This is a genomic window from Nonomuraea wenchangensis (assembly GCF_900111685.1).
GTDB lineage: Bacteria > Actinomycetota > Actinomycetes > Streptosporangiales > Streptosporangiaceae > Nonomuraea > Nonomuraea wenchangensis.
On sequence record NZ_FOHX01000002.1, the window covers coordinates 201,120 to 226,230 of the forward strand.

Consider the following 25,111-nt stretch of genomic DNA (forward strand, 5'->3'; position numbering starts at 1 on the left):
ATCGTCGATTATGCGGAATAACCGGCCGAGATACAACGGGACATTCATCCACGATTTTCTCGACCAAAGCGCCGCGGAGTTTCCCGAGTCGCCAGCCGTAAGGGACTCCACCGGGATCTGGACCTATCACGAACTGGATACGACCAGCCACGCGGTGGACAACTGGCTGGACCGGCACGGCGTCGGCCGGGGCTCGCGGGTGGTGGTGCAGGCCCCCACCGACCGCCGGTTGGCCGCGCTGTTCTTCGGCGTCTCCCGCCGCGGAGCCGTCTTCGTGCCGCTCAACCCGGCGATGAAGAACTTCCACCTGCGTTCGGTGCTCGAGAACGCCGACCCCGCGCTGGTGATCGTCGCGTCCGCCGACGGGAAGCCCGACGACGTACGCGCCCTCACCGGCGCACCGGTCCACGACTTCCGAACGGTCTGGGACGAGGTGACCGAGCTCGCGAGCCGAGGGGCGCGCGGGACCGTACCGAGTGAGATCGACCCCGCGGACCTGGCCGCGCTGGTGTACACCTCGGGCAGCACGGCGGAGCCGAAAGCGGTCATCCTCCCCCACGCCCAGGTCTGCTTCGCCACCGTGGCGCTCGTCGAGGCGCTCGGCTACCGCCCGGACGACGTGGTCTTCTGCCGGTTTCCGATGTCCTGGGACTACGGGCTCTACAAGCTGCTGATGACCTGCGCCGTGGGCGCCGAGGTGGTCTTCGCCGACGCCGGCGCCGACCTGCGGCTGGTCGACCAGCTCAGGAAGACCCGGGCGACGGTGGTGCCGATCGTGCCCTCGCTGGCCAACATGATCATCGCCTCGGCGCAGCGGAAGAGCGAGCCCACTCCCGGGGTGCGGTTGTTCACCAACACCGGCGCGGCGCTGCCCGCCACCACCATCGAGGCGCTGCGGACCCACTTCCCCGGCGCCCGGGTGGTCCGCCAGTTCGGCCAGACCGAGTGCAAGCGCATCTCCGTCATGCCTCCGGAGGAGGACCGGGAGCGCCCGGACTCCGTCGGACGGCCGCTGGCCGGCACCGCCGTACACATTCTCGACCCCGAAGGGAACCCGGTGCCCACCGGGACGACCGGGGAGATCGTGGTGACCGGCCCGCACGTCATGCCGGGGTACTGGCGCAACCCCGAGGTGACCGCGAAGACCTTCCGCCGCGACCCGCGCACCGGGGAGCCGCGCCTGCACACCGGCGACTACGGCCACCTCGACGAGGACGGATACCTCTACTTCGACGGCCGCAGGGACGACATGTTCAAACGCAAGGGCATCCGGATGAGCACCGTGGAGATCGAGGCGGCGGCGCTCGACATCGCCGGGGTACGGGCGGCCGCCGCGCTGCCCCCGGACGACGACCACGACCTCGCGATCTACGTCGAGGCCGCCGACGGGGCGACGCTGGAACCCCACGCCGTACTCCGCGAGCTGGCCGCCCGGCTGGAGCCGGCCAAGGTGCCCGCGGTCTGCAGGGTGGTCCAGGAGATCCCGCAGTCCGCGCACGGCAAGCACGCCCGCGACCGGCTGCGCCACCTGCACGCGCAGGAGACGGGCGCGGCGGCGCCCCAGGACTCGGCGCGGCAGGCGGAGCCCCACCGGAAGCCGCCGGGCATCCCGCGTGAGGAGCTGGTCCGCCGGTTCGGGTCCCCGCTCTACGTGTACGACCTGGACCGGGTCACGGCGGCGTACCGGGACCTGGCCGACTTCATGCCGGAAGGCACCGCGATCTACTACGCGCTCAAGGCCAACCCGCACCCGGACGTGGCCCGCGCGCTGCGTACGGCGGCGGGCGACGGCGGCTGCCGGGCGGAGATCAGCTCCACCGGGGAGCTGGCCGCCGCGCTGGCCGCGGGCTTCACCGGCGCCGACTGCCTGTACACCGGACCCGGCAAGACCGCCGGGGAGCTGGCCGAGGCGCTCGCCGCCGGGGTGCGGCTGTTCTCCGTGGAGTCGCTCACCGACCTCGAACACGTCGGCGCCGCCGCCACCGCGCAGGGCACCGTCGCGAAATGCCTGCTGCGCGTCAACAGCGCCACCGCGGCCGCCGCCACCAGCATCCGGATGACCGGCACCCCCTCCCAGTTCGGCAACGACATGGAGGACCTGCCGGCGCAGGTGGACGCGATGCGCGCGGTTCCCGGCGTCCGGATCGTCGGCGCCCACTTCTTCCCGCTCAGCAACGCCGCGGACGAGGACAGCCTGATCGGCGAGTTCCAGCACACCGTGACGGTCGCCGCCGAGGTGCAGCGCATCCTGGGCGAACCGCTGGAGCTGGTGGATCTCGGCGGCGGGTTCTCCGCGCCGTACGGCGTGCCCGGCACCCGGCCCGGCTACCCCAACCTGCGCAAGGGCCTGGAAGAGGCGCTGGACCGGCACCTGCCGCAGTGGCGGGAGGGCCGGCCGAGCATCGCCTGCGAGTCCGGCCGCTACCTGGTGTCCGACTGCGGCGAGCTGCACACCACCGTCATCAACATCAAGGAGAGCCGGGGCCGCACCTTCGCCATCCTGGACGCGGGGATCAACGCGTTCGGCGGCATGGCCGGGCTCGGCCGGCTGCTCCCGGTCCAGGTCAAGCCCGCGCGACCGAACGGCGACACGCCGCCCGCCGCCGCGCCCGGCCGCAAGGCCGCGCTGGCCGGGCCCTTGTGCACGCCCGGCGACCTGCTCGCCCGCGAGGTCGAGCTGCCCGACCCCGCCCCCGGCGATCTGGTGACCATCCCGCACGCGGGCGCCTACGGCCTCACCGCCAGCCTGTCGCTGTTCCTCGGCCGCCCCGCGCCCACCGAAGTGGTGATCCGCGGGGGCGAGATCGTCTCCGTCTCCCAGCTGCAACGCCAACGCGTCTACGACCCGCCGCTGAACCCCGACCCCCGGAGCGCATGATGGCATTTCCTGGCGACCACGGCGGCCCCTTCGAGGCCGGGCTCGACGGCCTCGACGAGCTGCCCGCCGCGGAGCAGCGCCGGGTGCTCCTGGAACTGGTGCTCCGGGAGACCAGGGAGTCGCTGCTCGGAGTGGAGGGCGGCGAGCTGGCCGAGGTGACCTCCAGCGCACCGTTCCGTGAGCTCGGCCTCGACTCGCTGGCCGCGGTGGACCTGCACGACCGGCTGGTCGCCGCCACCGGCGTGACGCTGCCGATGACCCTGGCCTTTGACTTCCCGACGCCCGAGCTGGTGGCCGAGTACGTCCGCGCCGCCGTACTCGGTCTGCCCGTGCCGGAGCCGGGGGCGGACCGCGCGGACGTCCTGGACGCCACGCCCGACGCCGACGCCGACCCGGTCGTCATCGTCGGCATCGGGTGCCGCTTCCCCGGCGGCGTCGACACCGCCGAAGGGCTGTGGCGGATCTTCGCCGAGGAACGCGAGGTGCTCGGCGACTTCCCGACGGACCGCGGCTGGGACCTGGAGAACCTCTTCGACCCGGACCCGGACGCCCCGGGGAAGAGCTACGTGGATCGCGGCGGCTTCCTGCCCGACGCGACCGGGTTCGACGCGGACTTCTTCGGCATCAACCCGCGCGAGGCGCTGGCCATGGACCCGCAGCAGCGGGTGGTGCTGGAAACCTGCTGGGCCGCGCTGGAGCACGCGGGCATCGACCCGACGTCGCTGCGCGACCGGCCCGTCGGCACGTTCTTCGGCGCCGAGGTGCACGAGTACGGCGTGCGCGTGCACCAGGCGCCCGAGGGCCTGGACGGCTACCTGATGACCGGCAACGCGCCGAGTGTGGTCACCGGCCGGCTCGCCTATCTGCTCGGCCTGTCCGGGCCCGCGATCACGGTGGACACCGCGTGCTCCGGCGCGATCGTCTCGCTGCACCTGGCCTGCTCCTCGCTGCGTTCGGGCGAGTCGTCCCTCGCCCTGGTGGGCGGGGTGGCCGTGATGGGCAGCCCGGGCATGTTCACCGCGTTCAGCCGGCAGCGGGGGCTCGCCCCGGACGGCCGGGTGAAGGCGTTCGCCGAAGCCGCGGACGGCACCGCGTTCTCCGAGGGCGTCGGGGTGCTGGTGGTGGAGCGGCTGTCGGACGCCCGCCGCAACGGGCACCGGGTGCTGGCCGTGGTGCGCGGCACCGCGATCAACCAGGACGGCAGGTCCAACGGGCTGACCGCGCCGAGCGGCCCCGCACAGCGCCGGCTCGTCCGGGACGCGCTGGCCGCCGCCCGGCTGGAGCCCGCGGACGTGGACGCGGTCGACGCGCACGGCACCGGCACCGGACTGGGCGACCCGATCGAGGCGCACGCGCTGCTGGCCACCTACGGCCAGGACCGGGAGTCGCCGCTGTGGCTGGGCTCGGCCAAGTCCAACCTGGGCCACACCCAGGCGGCCGGCGGCATCGCCAGCGTGATCAAGATGGTCATGGCGATGCGGCACGAGCTGCTGCCCAAGACGCTGCACGTGGACGCGCCCTCGTCGAAGATCGACTGGTCCGGTGGGGCGGTGGAGCTGCTGACCGAGGCCCGGCAATGGCCGCGGGTCGAGGGCCGGCCGCGCCGGGCGGGGGTGTCGTCGTTCGGCATCTCCGGCACGAACGCTCATGTGATCCTGGAAGAGCCGCCCGCTGAGGAGGCGTCGGCGGCGAAGGTGCCGGCCGCGCTTCCGGTGCTTCCGGTGCTGCTGTCGGCCAAGAGCGAGGCCGCGCTGCGGGCGCAGGCCGAGCGGCTGGCCGGGTTCGTGACCGAGCACGATGCGGCCGGTCCGGTGGAGGTGGCGGCTGAGCTGGTGCGCCGGGCTGCGCTGGAGCACCGGGCGGTGCTGCCGGCGGCGGACCGGGAGGATCTGCTGGCCGCGCTGCGGGCGCTGGCGGCTGGAGAGTCGGCGGCTTCGGTGGTGCAGGGCCGGGTGCGGCCCGGCCGGGTGGCCGTGCTGTTCTCCGGTCAGGGTGCCCAGCGGCCCGGGATGGGCCGCGGCCTGTATGAGGCTTTCCCGGTGTTCGCTCGTGCCTTCGACGACGCGTGCGCCCTGCTGGAGGCCGAACTCACCGCCATCGAAACCGCGGGGATGGTCGGCGGCCTGGCCGATGGTGTAAGGCTGCGGGAGATCATCCTCGGCGAGCGTGGTGCCGATGGGGTGCTGGATCAGACGGTGTTCGCGCAGGCCGGGCTGTTCGCGTTCGAGACGGCGTTGTTCCGACTGCTGGAGTCGTTCGGGGTCCGGCCTGATTTCGTGGCTGGGCATTCGCTGGGTGAGATCACCGCCGCGCATGTGGCCGGGGTGCTGGATCTGGCGGACGCGTGCCGGCTGGTGGCCGCTCGCGGGCGGATGATGCAGGCGTTGCCGGCCGGGGGCGCGATGGCCGCGATCGGTTGCGGCGAAGACGAGATCGCCCCCATGCTGCGTGGCGACATCTCGGTGGCGGCGGTGAACGCGCCCGGTGCCGTGGTGGTGTCGGGTGCGGCCGATCAGGTGGCCGAGGTCGTGGAGTGGGCGCGGCAACAGGGGTATCGGACCCGGCCGTTGCGGGTGTCGCACGCGTTCCACTCGCCGTTGATGGAGCCGATGCTGGCCGAGTTCGGCCAGGTCGTGGCGGGGCTGACGCTGCGGCGGCCGGAGCTGCCGCTGGTGTCCAACGTTTCAGGTGAGCTGGCCGGCGAGGAGATCACCGAGCCCGGCTATTGGGTGGAGCATGTGCGCCGGCCGGTCCGGTTCGCCGACGGCGTCCAAGTCATGCGGGAACGCGGCGTCGCCCACTTCCTGGAGGTCGGCCCGGACGCCCAGCTCACCCCCATGGTCGAACAGACCCTCATCAACCAGGACGGCGAAGAGCCCTCGGTGGTGGCGTTGCTGCGCCGCGATCGGGACGAGACCGCTCAACTGATCGCCGGACTGGGCCAGGCATGGACGTGCGGCACCGGCGTGGACTGGACCGCCTGGCCGACCGGTGCCCGCAGCAGTGACCTGGAACTGCCCACCTACCCCTTCCAGCACCGCCGCTACTGGCTGCAGCCCGCTCCGGCCAGTGACCCGGCCGCGCTCGGTCTGGGTGCCGCCGGCCATCCGATCCTCGGTGCGGTGGTGGAACAGCCCGACGGCGGCGCGATCCTGACCGGCCGGTTGTCGGTCAGCGCTCAATCGTGGCTGGCCGATCACGTCATCAACGCCACCCCGATCCTGCCCGGCACCGCCTTCGTCGAGCTCGCCCTGCGCGCCGGCGACCAGGTCGGCTGCCCGGCCATCGACGAACTCACCCTGCACGCCCCCCTGGAGCTGCCGAGTCGGGGCCAGGTGACGATCCAGGTGATCGCCGGCCGATCCGACGCTGACGGGCGGCGGCCCGTGGAGATCCACTCCATAGGCGAAGACGGCATCTGGCTACGGCACGCCACCGGCTTCCTCTCCCCCGCCCCGGCTCCCGTGGCGGCGTCGGCACAGGAGTTCGCGAACTGGCCACCGCCGGGCGCGGAACCGCTCGACGTCACCGGCCTCTACCCGGCGATGGCGAACCGCGGCTACGGCTACGGCCCCGCTTTCCGCGGCCTCACCCGAGCCTGGCGGCGCGGCGAGGAAGTGTTCGTCGAGGTGGCGCTGGCCGACGGGGTGGAGGCAACGGGCTTCGGCGTGCACCCGGCGCTGCTCGACGCGGCCTTGCACGGCACGGACCTGATGCCCGGCCACGACCAGGACACGGCCTTGCCGTTCGCCTGGCGCGGGGTGTCGCTGCATGCCGACGGGGCGCGTGCGGCCCGGGTCAGGCTGCGCCCGGACGACGAATCCGGGGTCCGGCTCGACCTCGCCGACCCTGTGGGCCGGCCGGTGGCCACGGTGACGTCGCTGGCTTACCGTGCGGTGCCGGCGCAATGGTCGAGCTCGCGCTCTGCGGCGTACCAGTGGCTGCACGAGATCATGTGGCGGCCGGTGGACGTGACGGTGTCGCCGGGCGGCACCGGCGCAGATCTGGTGATCGACACCACCGAGTGGGCCAGGGCCGGATCCGCCGACAGTGAGCTGCTGGACCGCCTGCGCCAAGGCGTGGGTTCGGTGCTGGCCCGCTTGCAGGAGTGGCTGACTCGGGAACCGGGAGACGACGCCCGGCTGGTGGTGGTCACCCGAGGTGCGGTCGCCACCGACGGCGGGCAGGTGGACCCGCTTCAGGCCGCCGTGTTCGGGTTGGTACGGGCCGCGCAGGCGGAGAATCCGGGCCGGATCGCACTGGTCGATCTGGAAACCGACGCAGGTGAGATGGCCGACGCGGTGGCGGCGGCGCTGGCTTCCGGTGAGCCGGAGGTGGCGCTGCGCGGCGGCCGGTTGTGGGTGCCGCGGCTGAGGCGGGTGACGTCCCCCGGTTCTGGTCCGGTGAGTGGCGAGGAGTCCGTGGCGGCTTGGCCGACCGATGGGACCACGCTGATCACCGGCGGTACGGGTGGGCTGGGTGCTCTGGTGGCGCGGCATCTGGTGGTCGAGCATGGTGTGCGGCATCTGCTGCTGGTCTCCCGCCGGGGCATGGACGCGCCCGGAGCTGCCGAACTCCGCGACGAGTTGGCCGGGCTGAACGCCGAGGTCACCGTCGCCGCGTGCGACGTGGGTGATCGGGACGCTCTCGCCACGCTGCTGGAAGGGATCTCCGACGCCAACCCTCTGCGTGCGGTGGTGCATGCGGCGGGGGTGGTGGACGACGGGGTGATCTCTTCGTTGTCCGCCGAGCGGGTGGAGGCGGTGCTGCGGCCGAAGGTGGATGCGGCCTGGCATCTGCACGAGCTGACCCGTGATGGTGAGCTGGCCCGATTCGTGGTGTTCTCGTCGCTGGCCGGAGTGGTGGACGGGGCCGGGCAAGGGAACTACGCGGCGGCCAACGCCTTCGTCGATGCGCTGGCGGTCGCCCGGGCCGCGGCCGGTCTGCCGGCGGTGTCGCTGGCATGGGGACCGTGGTCCGAGGAACGGGGCATGGCCGGCCGGATCGGCGCGCGGGATGAGGCGCGGATGCGCGCCGCGGGACATGTCTCGCTGACCGCGGATCAGGGGCTGGCCCTGCTGGACGCCGGCTTGGAAGCCGGTCAGCCTCACCTGGTGGCGGCCCGGTTCGATCCGGCCGCGCTGGGACGACGAGATGATCTGCCGGCTCTGTTGCGCGAGCTGGCCGGTCCCGCCGCGCGTCCCACCGCCGACACCTCTGCAGCTGGCGGGGACGGTGAGGTGCCGCCGGTGGTGGCGGAGCTGGCGCATCTGTCGGCTCAGCAGCGGCAGCGGCGGTTGCTGGATGTGGTCTGCGGTCAGGCCGCGGCCACCTTGGGTCATGACAGCGCTGAGGCCATCGATGCCGATCGGCCTTTCCAGGAGTTCGGGTTCGATTCGCTGACCGCGGTGGAGTTGCGTAACCGGCTGCACACGGTGACCGGGCTGCGGCTCACTCCTACCCTGGTGTTCGATCATCCGACTCCGCGCGCGCTGGCTGCGCATCTGGATGCTGCTCTGTCGGGGACCGTTGCCCGCCGTCCGGTTCCGGCCGCCACACCGACCAGCTCTGCTGGTGATCCGATCGTGGTGGTCGGGATGGCGTGTCGTTTCCCCGGCCAGGTGACCAGTCCGGAAGACCTTTGGCAGTTGCTGGTCGATGACCGTGATGGCATCACCGGCTTCCCCACCGACCGAGGCTGGGACATCACCGGCATCTACGACCCCGAGCCCGGCAAGCTGGGACGTACCTACACCCAGCAGGGCGGATTCCTGCACGACGCGGCGTACTTCGACCCCGCCCCGTTCGATATCGGCCCGCGTGAGGCCACGGCCATGGACCCGCAGCAGCGGCTTCTCCTGGAGACCTCCTGGGAGGCCCTGGAGCGGGCCGGCATCGACCCGTCCGGGCTGCGCGGCACCTCGACCGGGGTGTTCGCCGGAGTGATGTACCACGACTGGGGCACTCGGCCGGGCCAGGTGCCGGAGGAGTATGCCGGCTACCTGGGCAACGGCAGCCTGGCCAGCGTGGTGTCCGGGCGGGTGGCGTACACGTTCGGCCTGGAAGGGCCGGCGGTTTCCGTGGACACGGCGTGTTCGTCGTCGCTGGTGGCGCTGCATCTGGCGGCGCAGGCGTTGCGTTCGGGTGAGTGTGATCTGGCACTGGCCGGTGGGGTGACGGTGATGTCCACACCGGACACCTTCACCGACTTCGGTCTCCAGCGAGGGCTGGCCGCCGATGGGCGGTGTAAGTCGTTCGCCGACGCGGCTGATGGTGTCGGCTGGGGCGAAGGCGTGGGCGTGCTGGTGGTGGAGCGGCTGTCGGACGCCCGGCGCCGTGGCCATCAGGTGCTGGCGGTGCTGCGCGGCAGCGCGGTCAACCAGGACGGGGCGTCCAACGGGCTGACCGCGCCTAACGGCCCCTCTCAGGAGCGGGTGATCGCTCAGGCGCTGGCATCGGCGGGGATCCGTCCTGCGCAGGTGGACGTGGTCGAAGGACACGGCACCGGCACTTCGCTGGGCGACCCGATCGAGGCCCAGGCGCTGCTGGCCGCCTACGGTCAGGACCGGGAGTCGCCGTTGTGGCTGGGGTCGGTGAAGTCGAACCTGGGCCACACCCAGGCGGCGGCCGGCGTCGCCGGCATCATCAAGATGATCCTGGCGATGCGGCACGGCCTGTTGCCCAAGACGCTGCATGTGGACGCGCCGTCGTCGAAGGTGGACTGGTCCGGCGGCGCGGTTCAACTGCTCACCGAGCCCCAGCCCTGGCCGCAGGTCGAGGGTCGGCCGCGCCGGGCGGGGGTGTCGTCGTTCGGCATTTCCGGCACCAACGCTCATGTGATTGTGGAAGAGCCGCCCGCGGAGGAGCCGTCGGCGGTGAACGTGCCGGCCACGCTTCCGGTGCTGCTGTCGGCCAAGAGCGAGGCTGCGCTGCGGGCGCAGGCCGACCGGCTGGCCGGCTTCATGACCGAGAACGACGAGGCCGATCCTCTGGAGGTCGCGGCCGGACTGGCACGCAGGGCTGCGCTGGAGCACCGGGCGGTGCTGCTGGCAGCCGACCGGGAGGATCTGCTGGCCGGGCTGCGAGCGCTGGCCGCCGGAGAGCCGGAACCGGCCTCGGTGGTGCAGGGGCGGGTGCGACCGGGCCGGATGGCCGTGCTGTTCTCCGGCCAGGGGGCCCAGCGGCCCGGGATGGGCCGCGAACTGCATGCGGCTTTCCCGGTGTTCGCCCGAGCCTTCGACGAGACGTGCTCACTCCTGGAAGCCGAACTCGCGGTGACCGACCTGGCCGGTGGCGTGGGCCTGCGGGAGATCATCCTCGGCGAGAGCGACGTGCTGGACCAGACGGTGTTCGCGCAAGCCGGCCTGTTCGCCATCGAGACAGCGCTCTACCGGCTCCTGGAATCCCTGGGGGTCCGACCTGATTTTGTGGCCGGGCATTCGCTGGGCGAGATCACCGCCGCGCATGTAGCTGGGGTGCTGGATCTGGCGGACGCGTGCCGGCTGGTGGCCGCTCGCGGCAGGTTGATGCAGGCGCTCCCGGCCGGCGGAGCGATGGCCGCGATCGGCTGCGGCGAAGAGGAAATCGCCCCCATGCTGCGTGGCGAGATCTCGGTGGCGGCGGTGAACGCGCCCGGTGCCGTGGTGGTCTCGGGCGCGGCCGAGCAGGTCGCCGAGGTCGTGGAGTGGGCACAGCAGCAGGGGTATCGGACCCGGCCGTTGCGCGTGTCGCACGCGTTCCACTCGCCGTTGATGGAGCCGATGCTGGCCGAGTTCGAGCAGGTCGTCGCGGGGCTGACGCTGCGACGGCCAGAGCTGGCGCTGGTGTCCAACGTCTCAGGTGAGCTGGCCGACGAAGAGATCACCGATCCCGGCTATTGGGTGGAGCATGTACGCCGGCCGGTCCGATTCGCCGACACCGTCACCACTCTGCGCGAGCACGGAGTCAGCTGCTTCATCGAAGCCGGCCCGGACGCCCAGCTCACCCCGATGATCGAGCAAACGCTCACCCACCAGGACGGCGAAGAGCCCTCGGTGGTGGCGCTGCTGCGCCGCGACCGCGACGAGACCACCCAACTGATCGCCGGACTGGGCCATGCCTGGACCTGCGGCACCGACGTGGACTGGACCACCGGTGCCCGGACCAGCCAGCTGAACCTGCCCACCTATCCCTTCCAGCGGCGGCACTACTGGCTGCAGCCCGCCCCGACCGGCGACCTGGCCGCCTTCGGCCAGACCGCCGCCGACCACCCGATCCTGGGTGCGGTGGTGGAGCAGCCTGACGGCGGCGCGATCCTGACCGGCCGGTTGTCGGTCACCGTCCAGCCGTGGCTGGCCGATCACCTGATCAACGGCACCGCGATCCTGCCCGGCACCGGCTTCGTCGAGCTCGCCCTGCGCGCCGGCGACCAGGTCGGCTGCCCGGTCATCGACGAGCTCACCCTCTACACTCCGCTGCCCATCCCGGACACCAGCGGTGGCGTCGTCGTGCAGGTCACCGTGACCGCACCCGGCGAGGACGGCCGACGGCAGATCGGCATCCACTCCAAGGACGACCACGGAAACTGGACCCGGCACGCCACCGGCACCCTCACCCCCACCCCCGCCATCCCGGCCGACCTGAGCCACGCCTGGCCACCGGCGGGCGCCGAGCCGCTGAACACCACCGGCCTGTACGACCGCCTGGTCGACCACGGCTACGGCTACGGCCCCGCCTTCCACGGCCTCACCCACGCCTGGCAACACGGCGACGACCTCTACGCCGACATCACCCTCCCCGAAGAAGCCGGACAGACCACCCGATACGGCCTGCACCCCGCGCTCCTCGACGCCGCAATGCACGTGGACCTGGTGGCGGGGCCGAAGGCCACGCTGATCCCGTTCAACTGGCACGGCGTCACCCTGCACGCCGCCGGCGCCGACGCGGTGCGAGTACGGCTGCGCCGGCTGGACGGCGACGAGGTCACCCGGCTGGACCTGGCCGATTCCGCCGGACGGCCGGTGGCCACGGTGGAGACGGTGGTGTCCCGGCCGGTTCAGGCCGACGCGCTGGCGAAGGCCCGCCCGGCCTCGGACTCGCTGCTCGCGGTGACGTGGCGGCCGGTCGCGCAGCCGGGTTCCGTCGGCAGCGTGGACGTCTCCGGCGCGCTCGTCATCGACGGCACCGGCGAGGCGTCGGGCGGCGGTGTGCCGGATCGAGTGCGGCGTGCCCTGCGTCCGGTCCTTGCCGGGCTGCAGAACTGGTCGGCCGAGGCGGACGCCCGGCCGGTGGTGGTGGTCACCCGGGGCGCCGTGGCGGTGCGCGACACCGAGGCTCCGGATCCGGCGCGGGCCGCGGTCTGGGGCCTGGTGCGGGCCGCCCAGGAGGAGAACCCCGGCCGGATCATCCTGGTCGACCTGGATCGGGCCGGCGAGCTGTCGGACGGCGTGCGCGCCGCCCTGGCTGCCGGCGAGCCCGAGCTGGCGATCCGTGACGGCCGGCCGTGGGTCCCCCGGCTGACCCGTGCCGCGCTCCCGCCCAGGGGTCGCGCCGACCGGGTGTCGCGCGCCGCCGACCCGTACGACGGGACCTGGCCGGTCGACGGGACCACGCTGATCACCGGCGGCACCGGCGGCCTGGGCGCCCTGATGGCCCGGCACCTGGTCACCGAACACGGCGTGCGACGCCTGCTGCTGATCTCCCGCCGCGGCCTGGACGCCCCCGGCGCCGCCGAACTCCGCGACGAACTGACCGAGCAGGGCGCGGAGGTCATCGTCGCCGCCTGCGACGTGGCCGACCGGGACGCCCTCACCGTGCTGCTGGAGGGGATCCCCGACGCCCACCGCCTGCGCGCCGTGGTGCACACCGCGGGAGTGATGGCCGGCGGGGTGCTCGGCACGCTGACGGAGGAGGGGCTGGACCACGTGTTGCGGCCCAAGGCGGACGCCGCCTGGCACCTGCACGAGCTCACCCAGAAGCACGACCTCGCCCGCTTCGTGCTGTTCTCCTCCGCAGGAGGGATGGTGCTCGCCGCCGGGCAGGGCGACTACGCGGCGGCCAATGCCTTCCTCGACGCGCTCGCCGCGGAGCGCGCCGCCGCCGGGCTGCCCGCCACCTCACTGACGTGGGGGATGTGGGCGGTGGACACCGGCCTGGGCGGGCCGTTGCAGGACACCGACCTGGCCCGGGTCCGCAATCTGGGCATCCCGGCGATCTCCGCGGACACCGGGCTGGCGCTGTTCGACGCGGCGCTGCGCGTGCCCGCGCCGGTGCTGGCGCCGATCCAGCCGGACGTCCGCACGCTGCGGGCTCGTGGCGACGACCTGCCCGCGCTCCTGCGTGACTTCGTGGGCGTGCGCCGTACGGCCACCGTGGCCGAACGGACCAGCGAGTCGAACGGCGCGGCCGAGCTGCGCGAGCGGCTGGCCGGGCTGCCCGCCCGCGAGCGGGACCGGATGCTGGTCGAGCTGGTCCAGGCCGAGGCGGCGGTGGCGCTCGGGCACGACAGCGCGGACGTGATCGACGCCGAGCGCGGCTTCGTACAGCTCGGCTTCAGCTCGCTGGCCGCCGTCGAGCTGCGGAACCGGCTGCGGCGGCGTACCGGCCTGCCGCTGCCCGCCACGCTCGCCTTCGACCAGCCGAACGCCACCGCGGTCGCCCGCTACCTGGCCGAGCGGCTGGCTCCGGCGGAGCCGGTGGCTCCCGAGCCTGCTCCCCCCGTGGCGGACGGTCCGTCCAAGGCGGAGGAGGACGAGCGGCTCGCCGCGGCCTCCGCGGAGGAGCTCTTCGAGATCCTGGACCGGGAGCTGGGCGGCAACGGATAGCGGAGGTTCTTGAGATCGGGCGGCGGGCGCAGGTTCCACTCCAGCGCCCGCCGCATTCATGTTCGGCCGAAGAGCCAAAGAAGAAGGGCCTGCGCATCACATGGATGGCAAGCCCTCGGGTCTAGCTGTTGGTGCGGTCCGCTCTCACCAGCCGCGACGTACGGTCTCGACGATGTGATCGCGCTGCTCCTCGGTCACCCACCAGCCCACGGGCAGGCAGACGACGCGCTCGGCCACGCTGTCGAGTCCGGGCAGCAGCGTGGCGTACCGGCGGACGCAGGTGTGGGTGTCGTTGCGTTCGTGGACGTTGCTGACCATGATCTGGGCCTCGTCCATGCGCTTCATGAAGCCGGCGCGGTCCTCGACCTTGACGGGATAGATCCAGAAGGACGACTCGCGGTCCTGCGCGCGTTCGGTCAGCTCCAGCCCCGGCACGCCGGCGAGCTCCCGGTCGTAGTGGGCGGCGTGCGCCCGGTGCCGGGCGACGACCTCCTCTGCCCAGTCCAGATTGGCCAGCCCTATCGCGGCGTTGATGTCGGTCATGTGGAACTTGTAGCCCCACTCGGCGACGTCCGGCGGGTTGCGCAGCCGGTCGGCGCCGCGGCTGATGCCGAACCAGCGGAGCAGCGTGGCCCGCTCGTGCAGCTCGTCGTCCGGCAGCACCAGAGCGCCACCGTCACCGGTGGTCAGATGCTTGATCGCCTGGAAGCTGAACACCGCGACGTTGCCGTGGGTGCCCATGCGGCCGCCCTGGTAGGTGGCGCCCCACGCGTGAGCGCAGTCCTCGATCACCACGGGGCGGAACCCGAAGGTCGCCTCGGCCTCGTCGAGGATCTTCGCCAGCCGCCCGAGGTCCACCGGATAGCCGGCGAAGTGCACGACGACGATCGCGCGGGTGCGGGGGGAGATCTTGCGGGCCAGGTCGTCGAGGTCGACGTTGAGCGTGGCGGGATCGACGTCCACCCACTTGATGCGCAGCCGGTTGGCGAGGATGGCCCAGTTGGTGGCCTCCATCGTCAGGGGCGTGGACAGCACCTCGCCCTCGTCGTCCCCGGCCGCGGCGACCATGTGGAGCGCCAGGTGCAGCCCCGAGGTGCCGCTGTTGACCGTGGCGACGCGCGGGTTGCCGATCCGCTCCCCCAGCGCCTGCTCGAACGCGGCGACCTTGGCGCCCTGGCCGATCTGGCCACTGCCGACGACCTCGGCGACCGCGGCCGGAGCCGACTCCGACATGGCGACCTTGAACAGCGGGATCAACGCGGCGCTCCGTCCGGTGTGGCGAGTTCGGCGTAACGGGCCAGGCAGTCGGCGTAGGAAGGCAGGATGCCGAGCCGTTCGGCCTCTTTCAGCGAGGGCGCGGCCCGGTCCTTGTCCGACAGCACGGGCTCGTGGTCGCGCGGCCAGGGCAGGTCGAGGTCGGGGTCCAGCGGGTTCACCTCGTACGAGCTCTCCGGCGACCAGGTGCTGGAGCACAGGTAGAAGACGGTGGCCTGCCCGGTCAGCGGGGCGAACCCGTGCGCGAGCCCTTCGGCCAGGTAGAGCGCGTGCCGGTTGTCCTCGCTCAGCTCCGCCACCACGTGCTCGCCGTACGTGGGCGAGCCCACCCTGATGTCCACGACGATGTCGCGGACGGCGCCGCTCGGGCAGCTCACGTAGCGGGCCTGGCCGGGCAGGTGGATGGCGTGCAGCCCGCGGATCGTGCCGCGGGTGGAGACGGAGCAGTTGACCTGGGCCACGGTCAGCGGGTGACCGACGGCCTCGGCGAAGGCAGGCTGTTTGAAGACTTCGAGGAACAGTCCTCTGGAGTCGGGAAAGACCTTGGGCTCGACGAGGAACGCCCCGCCGATGCCGAGTTCGCGAATCCGCATCGGATCCCTCCTTCGACGTTATGGTGGGTCGCCATGATCAGCGGCGGCAACCCCTAGGGCCCCTTATGCGCCTCGTGCCAGGCGCGGTTGTCGCGGTACCACTCGACCGTCTCGGCCAGGCCTTTCTCGAAGTCCACGGCCGGGCGGTAGCCCAGCTCGGCGCGGATCTTGCCGTCGTCGACGGAGTAGCGGCGGTCGTGGCCCAGGCGGTCCTCGACGAACTCCACGTGCTCCCATCCGGCGCCGCACGCTTCGAGGAGCAGCCCGGTCAGCTCGAGGTTGGTCAGCTCGGTGCCGCCGCCGATGTTGTAGACCTCTCCCGGCCGGCCGCCCTGCCGTACGTGTTCGATCCCCGCGACGTGGTCGGACACGTGGAGCCAGTCGCGGGCGTTCATGCCGTCCCCGTACAGCGGGACCTTGCCGCCGTCGAGCAGGCGGGAGACGAACAGCGGGATGACCTTCTCGGGGAACTGGTACGGCCCGTAGTTGTTGGAGCAGCGGGTCACCCGCACGTCCAGCCCGTACGTCCGGTGGTAGGCGAGGGCGAGCAGGTCGGACGACGCCTTCGACGCCGAGTACGGCGAGCTGGGCGCCAGCGGCTGCTCCTCCCCCCAAGAGCCTTCGGGGATGGAGCCGTACACCTCGTCGGTCGAGATGTGCACGAACGTGCCGAGCCCGTGCTCGACCGCCGCCGCGAGCAGCGTGTACGTCCCCGTCACGTTGGTGCGGACGAACTCCCCCGCACCGCTGATGGACCGGTCGACGTGGGTCTCGGCGGCGAAGTGCACCACCTGGTCGTGCGCGGCCACCAGCTCGCCGACGAGGGCGGCGTCGCAGATGTCGCCGCGGACGAACGTGAAGCGGCCGTCGGCGGGCGCCAGGTTGGCCAGGTTGCCCGCGTAGGTGAGCTTGTCGAGAACCGTCAGCGTGCAGTCGCCCCGCTCGGCCAGGGTGCGGACGTAGTGGGAGCCGATGAAACCGGCGCCGCCGGTGACCAGGATCCTCATCGCGAGTAACTGCTCGCGATGCTCATGACGTACTGGCCGTAGCCGGACTGCGACTGCTCGGCTCCGAGCCGATAGCACTCCTCCGCGTCGATGAAGTCCATGCGGAGCGCCACCTCCTCCAGGCAGGCGATGCGCACGCCTTGGCGTTGTTCGAGGGTCTGCACGTACTGTCCGGCCTGGAGCAGCGTCTCCGGCGTGCCGGTGTCCAGCCAGGCGAAACCTCTGCCGAGGTCCACCAGTCTGGCCCTGCCCTCCCGTAGGTAGGCCAGGTTCACGTCGGTGATCTCCAGCTCGCCCCGTTCGGACGGCTTGAGATTCTCGGCGATGTCGATGACGTCGTTGTCGTAGAAGTAGAGGCCGGTGATGGCCCTGTTGGAGCGCGGCTTCGCCGGTTTCTCCTCTATCGAGATCAGGCGTCCGCTCTCGTCGGTCGTCCCGACTCCGTACCGGCCGGGATCGCTCACCGGATATCCGAACAGCACGCACCCCTGCACGTCCCGCGCGTTCTCCTCCAGCACCTCCGAGAAGGAGGGGCCGTGGAAGATGTTGTCGCCGAGAATCAGCGCGGCCGGGCCGTCGCCGATGTGGGAGGCGCCGAGGAGAAACGCCTGTGCTATCCCGTCCGGCGATTCCTGGGAGGCGTAGGAGATGTTCAGCCCGAAGCGGGCGCCGTCGCCCAGCAGCCGCACGTAGTTGGGCACCTGGTCGGGCGAGGAAATGAGCAGGATGTCCCTGATGCCGGCCAACATGAGCACCGATATCGGGTAATAGATCATCGGCTTGTCGCTCACCGGGAGCAGCTGTTTGGAAACCACGGCGGTGATCGGATGCAGCCGCGTTCCGCGACCTCCCGCGAGAACGATTCCTTTCACGGCCTATACCTCTCTGCTGCGTGGAAGTGTCCCGAGGCTAAGCAGGGGCGGAGCGGAGCGGCAAGGTCGCGGACCGGAGAGAGGGGGAGCATCAGGGGTATCGGCGAGGGACCGCCAAAGCCCCTGTGACCGGCGAATAGGGGGCGTCCAGGCCCGGTTTCGCACAGCCACGGTGAGCCACCCGGATTAGGGGAGGGTAGGGGCTTACCCGGCCTCTCCCCGGCGACGAGAATTTTTTCCACATTGACGTCTTCCGGAGGGAGCCCGGCGGGTGCGGAACATGACATTACGCCGTGCCGTCACCGCGATCGTCACCGCGGTGTTGTCACTCACGCCGGCCGTTCCCGCGCGGGCGGAGCAGGCCGCGGTGGACGCCTCCACGCGCGAGGTCCCCGGGCTGCGGGAGCCGGTGCGGCTGGTGGTGGACCGCTACGGCGTGCCGCACCTGTACGCGCGCAACACCGACGACGTGTTCCTCGCGCAGGGGTACAACGCGGCGCGGGACCGGCTGTTCCAGCTCGACCTGTGGCGGCGGCGCGGCCTCGGCCTGCTGTCGTCCGCCTTCGGGCCGAATTACGTGGAGAGGGACCGGGCCGCCCGGCTCTTCCTGTACCGGGGTGACATGCAGCGGGAGTGGGCCGCCTACGGGCCGGACACGCGCCGCGCCGTGACCGCGTTCGTCCGTGGCATCAACGCCTACGTCGACTGGGTCAACGCGCACCCGGAGGCGCTGCCGCCGGAGTTCCGCCGGCTGGGTCACCGGCCGGACCGCTGGCAGCCCGAGGACGTGGTGCGCATCCGCAGCCACGGGCTGGCGCTCAACGCGTACCCCGAGGCGCTGCGCGCGGCCGCGATGTGCGCCAATGGACAGTCCGCCGCGCGGGCGCTCGTCAAGCTGGAGCCCGCGCACGAACCTCAGGTGCCGGACGGGCTCGACCCGTGCGACGTGCCCGCGGACGTGCTCGACACCTACCTGCTCGGCATCTCGTCGGTCACCTTCGACGGTGTCACGCTCCGGTCGGAGCCGCCGGCGCCCGGAGGGTCGAACGCCTGGGCGCTCGCGCCGTCGCGCACCGCCACCGGCCGGTCCATCCTCGCCGGCGACCCGCACCGCTCCACCACGGCCCCGGCGCTGCGCTACGTCGCCCACCTGTCCGCGCCCGGCCTGGACGTGATCGGCGCCGGCGAGCCGGTGCTGCCCGGCATCTCCCTGGGGCACAACGACCGCGCCGCCTTCTCGCTCACCGTCTTCGCCGCGGACCAGGAAGACCTCCAGGTGTACCGCCTGAAGGCGGACGACCCGGGCCGCTACCTCTACCGTGGCCGCTGGGTGCCCTTCACCACGGTGCGGGAGGAGGTGCCGGTGGCCGGCTCGACGCCCCGCCAGGTGGAGCTGACCTTCTCCCGGCACGGCCCGGTGCTCAAGGTGGACGCGGCGCGCGGCCTCGCGTTCGGTCTGCGCACCGCCTGGTCGGAGCCGGGAGCGGCGCCGTACCTCACCGGTCTCGACGCGATGACCGCGCGGAGCTTCCCCGAGTTCACCGCCCGGGTGCGGCGCTGGGCCGCGCCGCCGGAGAACCTGATCTACGCCGACACCTCCGGCACCATCGGCTGGGTGCCCGGCGCGCTGGTCCCCCGGCGGCCACGGCACGACGGGCTGCTGCCGGTGCCCGGCGACGGCCGCTACGAATGGGACGGCTTCCACGACGGCGCCGAGCTGCCCAAGGTGAGCAACCCCAAGAGCGGCTTCATCGCCTCGGCGAACGAGTACGACATGCCGTCCGGCCACCCGGTGCGCGTCGGCTACGAGTGGGAGCCGTCGGCGCGCAAGGAACGCATCTCGGACGTGCTGTCCGGCTCCACCCGGCACACCACGTCGGAGATGGCGCGGCTCCAGCGCGACCAGGTCGACGAGTACGCCCGGCGCATCGTCGCGGTGCTGCGCGACATCCCGGCCGGCGACGACCCGGACACCGTGGCCGCGCTGCGGCACCTGCTCGCCTACGACGGCACGGCCAGCGCCGACTCCCCCGGCGCCGCGCTGTTCGAGCCCTGGCTCATCAGCCATCTCGGCCCGGCGTTCCTCGCCCAGTTCATGCCCGCGGCGGTGGCCGCCCGGGTGCCGCGCGCCGACGCCCGGCAGGTGATCGACGCGCTGGAGCGGCCGGAGCGCTGGTTCGGGACGGACGGCGTCGCCGTGCGGAACCGGCTCGTGCAGCAGACGCTGCGCGCGGCCTACGCCGAGGTCCGTGGCAAGCTCGGCGCCGACCCGGCCGCCTGGCGCTGGGGAAGCCTGCACCAGGCGCTGTTCACCAACCCCTTGGGCGACAGCGTGGGCCCGTTCCCCCGGGGCGGCTCCGTGACCACGGTGGACGCCTCGACCTATTACCGAGGGTTCTACCGGTCGCAGTCCGGGGCCGCGTACCGGATGGTGCTGGACGTCGGGGCCTGGGACAACTCCACCTTCGTGAGCGCCCCCGGGCAGTCCGGGGACCCGGCGAGCCCGCACTACTCGGACCTCGCCGCCGCCTGGACGTCCGGAACCCAGGTGCCGCTGCTCTACAGCGCGGCCGCGGTCGCCCGGAACACGGAAAGCATCATCACTCTGGTGCCCGCGGCGTCCGGCCGCGGGTGATCGCCGGGCTCGCGGTGAGCTCACCAGGGCTCACCGCGGGGCGGCGAACGAATCACTGCGGAAGGAACGACGTGGACGAGCGTTGGATCAAGCGATTTCACCCCGCGCCGGACGCCCCGGCGCGGGTCATCGTGCTGCCGCACGCCGGAGGCGCGGCCAGCGCCTACTTCAAGCTGTCCGCCGCGCTGCACCCGGCGCTGGACGCCCACACGGTGCAGTACCCGGGCCGGCAGGAGCGCCGGCACGAGCCGCCCTTGACGGACGTGCGCCTGCTGGCCGCCGGCGTCGCCGACGCGCTCCCCGACGACGAGCGGCCCACGCTGCTGTTCGGGCACAGCATGGGCGCGCTGGTCGCCTTCGAGCTCGCCCTGCTCCTGGAGCGGCGCGGCACGGCGCCGCACCTGCTGGTCGCCTCCGGCCGGCGCGGCCCGTCCACCTACCGTGACGAGTGGGTGCACCGGCGGGACCCGGCCGGCGTGGCCGCCGAACTCCGCAAGCTCAACGGCACCGACCCGGTGTTCCTGCAGGACCCGGAGCTGTTCGAGATGGTGCTGCCGGCGCTGCGCGCCGACTACCGGGCGGTGGAGACCTACAAGTCCGACTCGGACGCCGCGGTCGGCTGCCCCCTCGTCGTCTTCGTCGGCGACGACGACCCGAAGACCACGGTCGAAGAGGCACGCGCCTGGCAGCGGAACACCACCGGCCGCTTCGACCTGCGGATCTTCCCCGGCGGGCACTTCTACCTGGACGACCAGGTGGCCGAGGTGACCGACGCGCTCGTCGCGCTGTCCGGGTGACTCACCCGGACAGCTGAGCCAGCCATTCCTCGATCACGGCGGCGGTCTGCCGCGCCTCGGACTCCAGGATGCTGAAGTGGTCGGCGGCCACCTCGCGCACCGCCGTACCAGGGGTGATGGCCGGCTGCCAGCCCGCGCCGACGCCCGCGGTCGTCCCGCCGGGCGTCGCCACCCCCTGGTTGGCGCGGATGAACAGCGTCGGCGCCGCCAGCTCGCCCTGCCGCCACTGGGAGAGCAGCGCGGCATACCAGCCCATCGCCGACAGCCGGGCGGCGGTGAACGGGCCGAACACGGCCTCCCGGTCGAGCAGGCCGCCCACGATCGACGACCAGACCGCGGTGCTCTCCCCCGCCCCGGGCACGTGCGTGTCGAGCAGGATCACCGCGGCCGGGCCCTGCCCGGCCGCCGCCATCGCGCCGGCCAGCGCGTGCGCGAACACCCCGCCGGCGGAGTACCCGACCAGCGCGTACGGCTCCGCGACGGCCTCCGCGCCGCCGGTCACCGCCCGGGCCAGCCCGTGCACGAGCGCGTCCAGCGAGTCAGGCAGGCTCTCCTCCCTGACGAACCCCGGCACCGGCAGCACGGCCAGGTCACGCACCTCGCGGAACTCCGTGGCCAGCGGCACGAACTGGTGCGGCCCGCCGAAGGCCATCGGCGAGTTCAGGCAGAACAGCCGAGGCCGACGCGGGCCGGTGGACAAAACCACCGGGGTACGGGCCGGCGCGTCGGCCACGCCGTACCGGGGACGGACGGCGGCGGCGGCGTGCAGCAGCGTCATCCCCTCCTCGATCTTGCCGGCGGCGGCGGCCGCGCGGAACAGGCCGCTCAACGTCTCCGCCGCACCCGGCACGTCCTGTGCGGCCGGCCCGTCGCCGTGCGCCGTCGCCGGTACGCCGGGCGCCGCGGCGACCGGCGCCGGAGCCATCTCCTCGTCCAGCACTCTGGCCAGCGCCCTGACCGACGGGTAGTCGAAGGCCGCGGTGGCCGGCAGCCGGACGCCGGTGGCCGAGTTGAGCGCGTTACGCAACTCCATGGCGGCCAGCGAGTCCAGGCCCAGGCCGACCAGGTCCGCGTCCGGCTCGACGGGCTCCGGGTCCGCGTGTCCGAGCACCTGGGCGGCGCGCCGGCGTACCAGCTCGACCAGGCGCTCCAGGCGCTCCTCCGGGCCCAGCGCGGCCAGCGGTTCCAGCTCGTTCCCGCCCGGCGCCGCCGTCGTGCGCCGTACGGCCGGCGCCAGGTCCTGGAGCAGCGCCGGAACGCCGTCCGCGCGGGCGCGCACCGCGGCCGGGTCCAGCCGGATCGGCGCCAGCACGGCGGCATCCGCCCGCCGGGCCGCGTCGAACAAGGCCAGCCCCGCGTCCACCGGCAGCGGCAGCATGCCCCAGCGGCGGATCCTGGCCAGGTCGTCGTCACGCAGCAGGCTCTGCATGCCCGCCTCGCCGCCCCACAGCCCCCAGGCCAGCGTCCGCGCCGGCAGGCCCGCCGCCCGGCGCTGCTCGGCCAGCGCGTTGAGGAAGGCGTTCGCCGCCGCGTAGTTCCCCTGGCCCGGGTTGTCCACCAGCGACGCCGACGAGGAGAACAGCACGAACTCGGCCAGGTCATGCTTCTGGGTGAGCTCGTGCAGGTGCCAGGCGGCGTCCGCCTTGGGCGCGGCCACCTGGTCGACCAGCTCGGGCGTGAGGTCGGCGAGGACCGCGTTCGCGCTCGCCCCCGCGCTGTGCACCACGGCGCGCAGGTCGGGGATCTCCTCCAGCAGTACGGTGAGGGCGTCCCGATCGGCGACGTCGCAGGCGGCGACGGTCACCTCCGCGCCCTGCTCGGTCAGTTCGTCGCGGAGTTCGGCGGCGCCGGGGGCGTCCAGGCCGCGGCGGGAGATCAGCAGCAGGCGGCGCACGCCGTGTTCGGTGACCAGGTGCCGGGCCATCAGGGCGCCCAGGCCGCCGGTGCCGCCGGTGATCAGCGTGGTCCCGTCGGTCGGCCAGGGCGTCGCGAGCTCCTCGCGGAGACGGGCCCGCTCCAGGCGGGGCGCCCAGAGGCGGTCGCCGCGCAACGCGACCTGTGGTTCGCCGCTCCGCAGCGCTGGGGTCGACATGCCGTCGGTGACCTGCGCGCCTGCCAGGTCCGGGTCGAGGTCGACCAGGGTGATCCGGCCGGGTTCCTCCGACTGAGCGGCACGCACCAGGCCCCAGACCGCCGCCTGAGCCGGGTCCGGCGTCTCCGCGTCGGTCACGGCGACCGCGCCCCTGGTCACCACCACTACCGGTCGGGTGTCGCCCTCGGTCAGCCAGGTCTGCAATTCGTTCAGGACTTGGCCGACGACCCGCCGTACCCGGGCCGGGACGTCGCCGTCCACCGGCTCTCCGGCGCCTGTCAAAGAAGCGACGTCCAGCACCTCGGCAGCGGCCCCTACGGCCTCGGCACCACGCTCGCCCACCGGACGCCAGGCCACCTCGTACAACCATTGGGCCGGGATCGCGCCGCTCAACTGCCCGGGAGCGAGCGGTCGCGCGGTCAACTCCTCCACCGACACCACCGGGCGGCCGGACGAGTCAGCGATATCCAGCCGGGTGACCGCGTCGCCGTCCAGGCGGCGCAGACGTACGCGTAGCGTGGCGGCGCCGGCGGCGTGCAGGCTGACACCGTTCCAGTTGAACGGGATCAGCGGACCGTCTTCCCCCGCCCCCTGTCCTGCCAGCATGCCCACGTGCATGGCCGCGTCGAGCAGCGCCGGGTGCACGCCGTAGCCCGCTGGGTCCGCGACGTCGGTCGGCAGCGACACCTCGGCGTAGAGGTCGTCGCCGTGTTGCCAGGCGTGGGTGAGGCCGTGGAAGGCGGGGCCGTAGCCGTAGCCGTGGTCGACCAGGCGGTCGTAGAGGCCGGTGACGTCCAGTGGCTGGGCGTCCGGTGGTGGCCAGGCGTGGCTCAGGTCGGCGGGGATGGCGGGGGTGGGGGTGAGGGTGCCGGTGGCGTGCCGGGTCCAGTTTCCGTGGTCGTCCTTGGAGTGGATGCCGATCTGGCGCCGGCCGTCCTCGTCGGGTGGGCTCAGGATGATCTGGAGAGTGACGCCGTCGGTGTCGGGGATGGGCAGGGGGGCGTGGAGAGTGAGCTCGTCGATGGCCGGGCAGCCGACCTGGTCACCCGCGCGCAGGGCGAGCTCGACGAATGCCGTGCCGGGCAGGATCGCGGTGCCGTTGATGACGTGATCGGCCAGCCAGGGCTGGGCGCTGACCGACAACCGGCCGGTCAGGATCGCGCCGCCGTCAGGCTGCTCCACCACCGCACCCAGGATCGAATGATCGACAGAAGTCTGGCCGAGCGCGACCGGGTCGCCGGTCGAAGGCAACTGCAGCCAGTAGCGGCGGTGCTGGAAGGGGTAGGTGGGCAGCTCCAGGTCGCTGCCGCGTGCACCGGTCGGCCAGGCGGTCCAGTCCACGCCGGTGCCGCGCGTCCATGCCTGGCCCAGTCCGGCGACCAGTTGGGTGATCTCGTCGCGGTCGCGGCGCAGCAACGCCACCACCGAGGGCTCTTCGCCGTCCTGGCGGGTGAGCGTTTGCTCGACCATGGGAGTGAGCTGCGCGTCCGGGCCGACCTCCAGGAAGTGGGTGACGCCGCGTTCCCGCATGACTTGGACGCCGTCGGCGAACCGGACCGGCCGCCGCACATGCTCCACCCAATAGCCGGGGTCAGTGATCTCTTCGCCGGCCAGATCACCTGAGACGTTGGACACCAGCGCCAGCTCCGGCCGCCGCAGCGTCAATCCCGCGACGACCTGCTCGAACTCGGCCAGCATCGGCTCCATGAGCGGTGAATGGAACGCGTGCGAGACCCGCAACGGCCGGGTCCGGTATCCGCGCTCCCGCGCCCAGTCGATGACCTGCTCCACTTGGCTGGCCGCGCCCGAAACCACGACCGCACCAGGCGCGTTCACCGCAGCCACCGAAATGTCACCACGCAGCACGGGGGCGATTTCCTCTTCGCCGCAGCCGATCGCGGCCATCGCTCCGCCGGCCGGGAGCGCCTGCATCAACCTGCCGCGAGCGGCCACCAACCGGCACGCGTCCGCCAGTTCCAGCACCCCTGCCACGTGAGCGGCGGTGATCTCGCCCAGCGAATGTCCGGCCACGAAGTCGGGCCGGACCCCCAGGGATTCGAGGAGCCGGTAGAGCGCTGTCTCGAAGGCGAACAGGCCGGCTTGCGCGAACACCGTCTGGTCCAGCACGTCGCTCTCGCCGAGGATGATCTCCCGCAGGCC

9 protein-coding genes are annotated in these 25,111 nt (G+C 72.5%); 4 read left to right on the forward strand and 5 right to left on the reverse strand.

What is annotated here, in order from left to right; translation table 11 throughout:
* Nucleotides 1-10: 10 nt before the first annotated feature.
* Complete coding sequence (locus tag BMW85_RS50790) at nt 11-2,878, forward strand: AMP-binding protein (protein WP_245774636.1); 2,868 nt, start codon at nt 11-13, stop codon at nt 2,876-2,878.
* A complete protein-coding gene (locus BMW85_RS05255) occupies nt 2,875-13,680 on the forward strand; it encodes a type I polyketide synthase (protein ID WP_091077606.1) in 10,806 nt (3,601 codons plus the stop codon). The genes BMW85_RS50790 and BMW85_RS05255 overlap by 4 nt, the downstream gene beginning before the upstream one ends.
* 144 nt (nt 13,681-13,824) lie before the next feature.
* Here BMW85_RS05255 and BMW85_RS05260 read toward each other — a convergent pair whose 3' ends face one another.
* The 4 genes from BMW85_RS05260 to rfbA are packed head-to-tail and all read right to left on the reverse strand — an operon-like array spanning nt 13,825 to nt 17,427.
* Nucleotides 13,825-14,937, reverse strand: coding sequence for a DegT/DnrJ/EryC1/StrS family aminotransferase (locus tag BMW85_RS05260; RefSeq protein ID WP_091077608.1), 1,113 nt, complete (start codon nt 14,935-14,937; stop codon nt 13,825-13,827).
* Nucleotides 14,934-15,548 (reverse strand): dTDP-4-dehydrorhamnose 3,5-epimerase, encoded by a 615-nt coding sequence (rfbC, locus tag BMW85_RS05265; protein WP_091077611.1) that lies wholly within the window; start codon nt 15,546-15,548, stop codon nt 14,934-14,936. Before rfbC ends, BMW85_RS05260 begins: the two co-directional genes overlap by 4 nt.
* A gap of 53 nt (nt 15,549-15,601) precedes the next feature.
* The gene (gene rfbB, locus BMW85_RS05270; protein WP_091077613.1) at nt 15,602-16,555 is read right to left on the reverse strand and encodes a dTDP-glucose 4,6-dehydratase; all 954 of its coding nucleotides are present in this window, start codon (nt 16,553-16,555) and stop codon (nt 15,602-15,604) included.
* Nucleotides 16,552-17,427 carry a glucose-1-phosphate thymidylyltransferase RfbA gene (gene rfbA, locus BMW85_RS05275; RefSeq protein ID WP_091077616.1) on the reverse strand — a complete coding sequence of 292 codons (876 nt, stop codon included), beginning with the start codon at nt 17,425-17,427 and terminating at the stop codon, nt 16,552-16,554. Before rfbA ends, rfbB begins: the two co-directional genes overlap by 4 nt.
* 280 nt (nt 17,428-17,707) lie before the next feature.
* On the opposite strand from rfbA, the gene BMW85_RS05280 reads away from it, so the two are divergent.
* Both BMW85_RS05280 and BMW85_RS05285 read left to right on the forward strand, forming a co-directional pair.
* Nucleotides 17,708-20,062 (forward strand): penicillin acylase family protein, encoded by a 2,355-nt coding sequence (locus tag BMW85_RS05280; RefSeq protein WP_091078880.1) that lies wholly within the window; start codon nt 17,708-17,710, stop codon nt 20,060-20,062.
* A 71-nt stretch (nt 20,063-20,133) separates the two neighbouring features.
* Nucleotides 20,134-20,859, forward strand: coding sequence for a thioesterase II family protein (locus BMW85_RS05285; protein ID WP_091077619.1), 726 nt, complete (start codon nt 20,134-20,136; stop codon nt 20,857-20,859).
* A 1-nt stretch (nt 20,860) separates the two neighbouring features.
* On the opposite strand, the gene BMW85_RS51805 is transcribed toward BMW85_RS05285, so the two are convergent.
* Nucleotides 20,861-25,111 (reverse strand): type I polyketide synthase (locus tag BMW85_RS51805; RefSeq protein WP_177240499.1); only part of this gene is annotated, 4,251 nt, incomplete at its 5' end.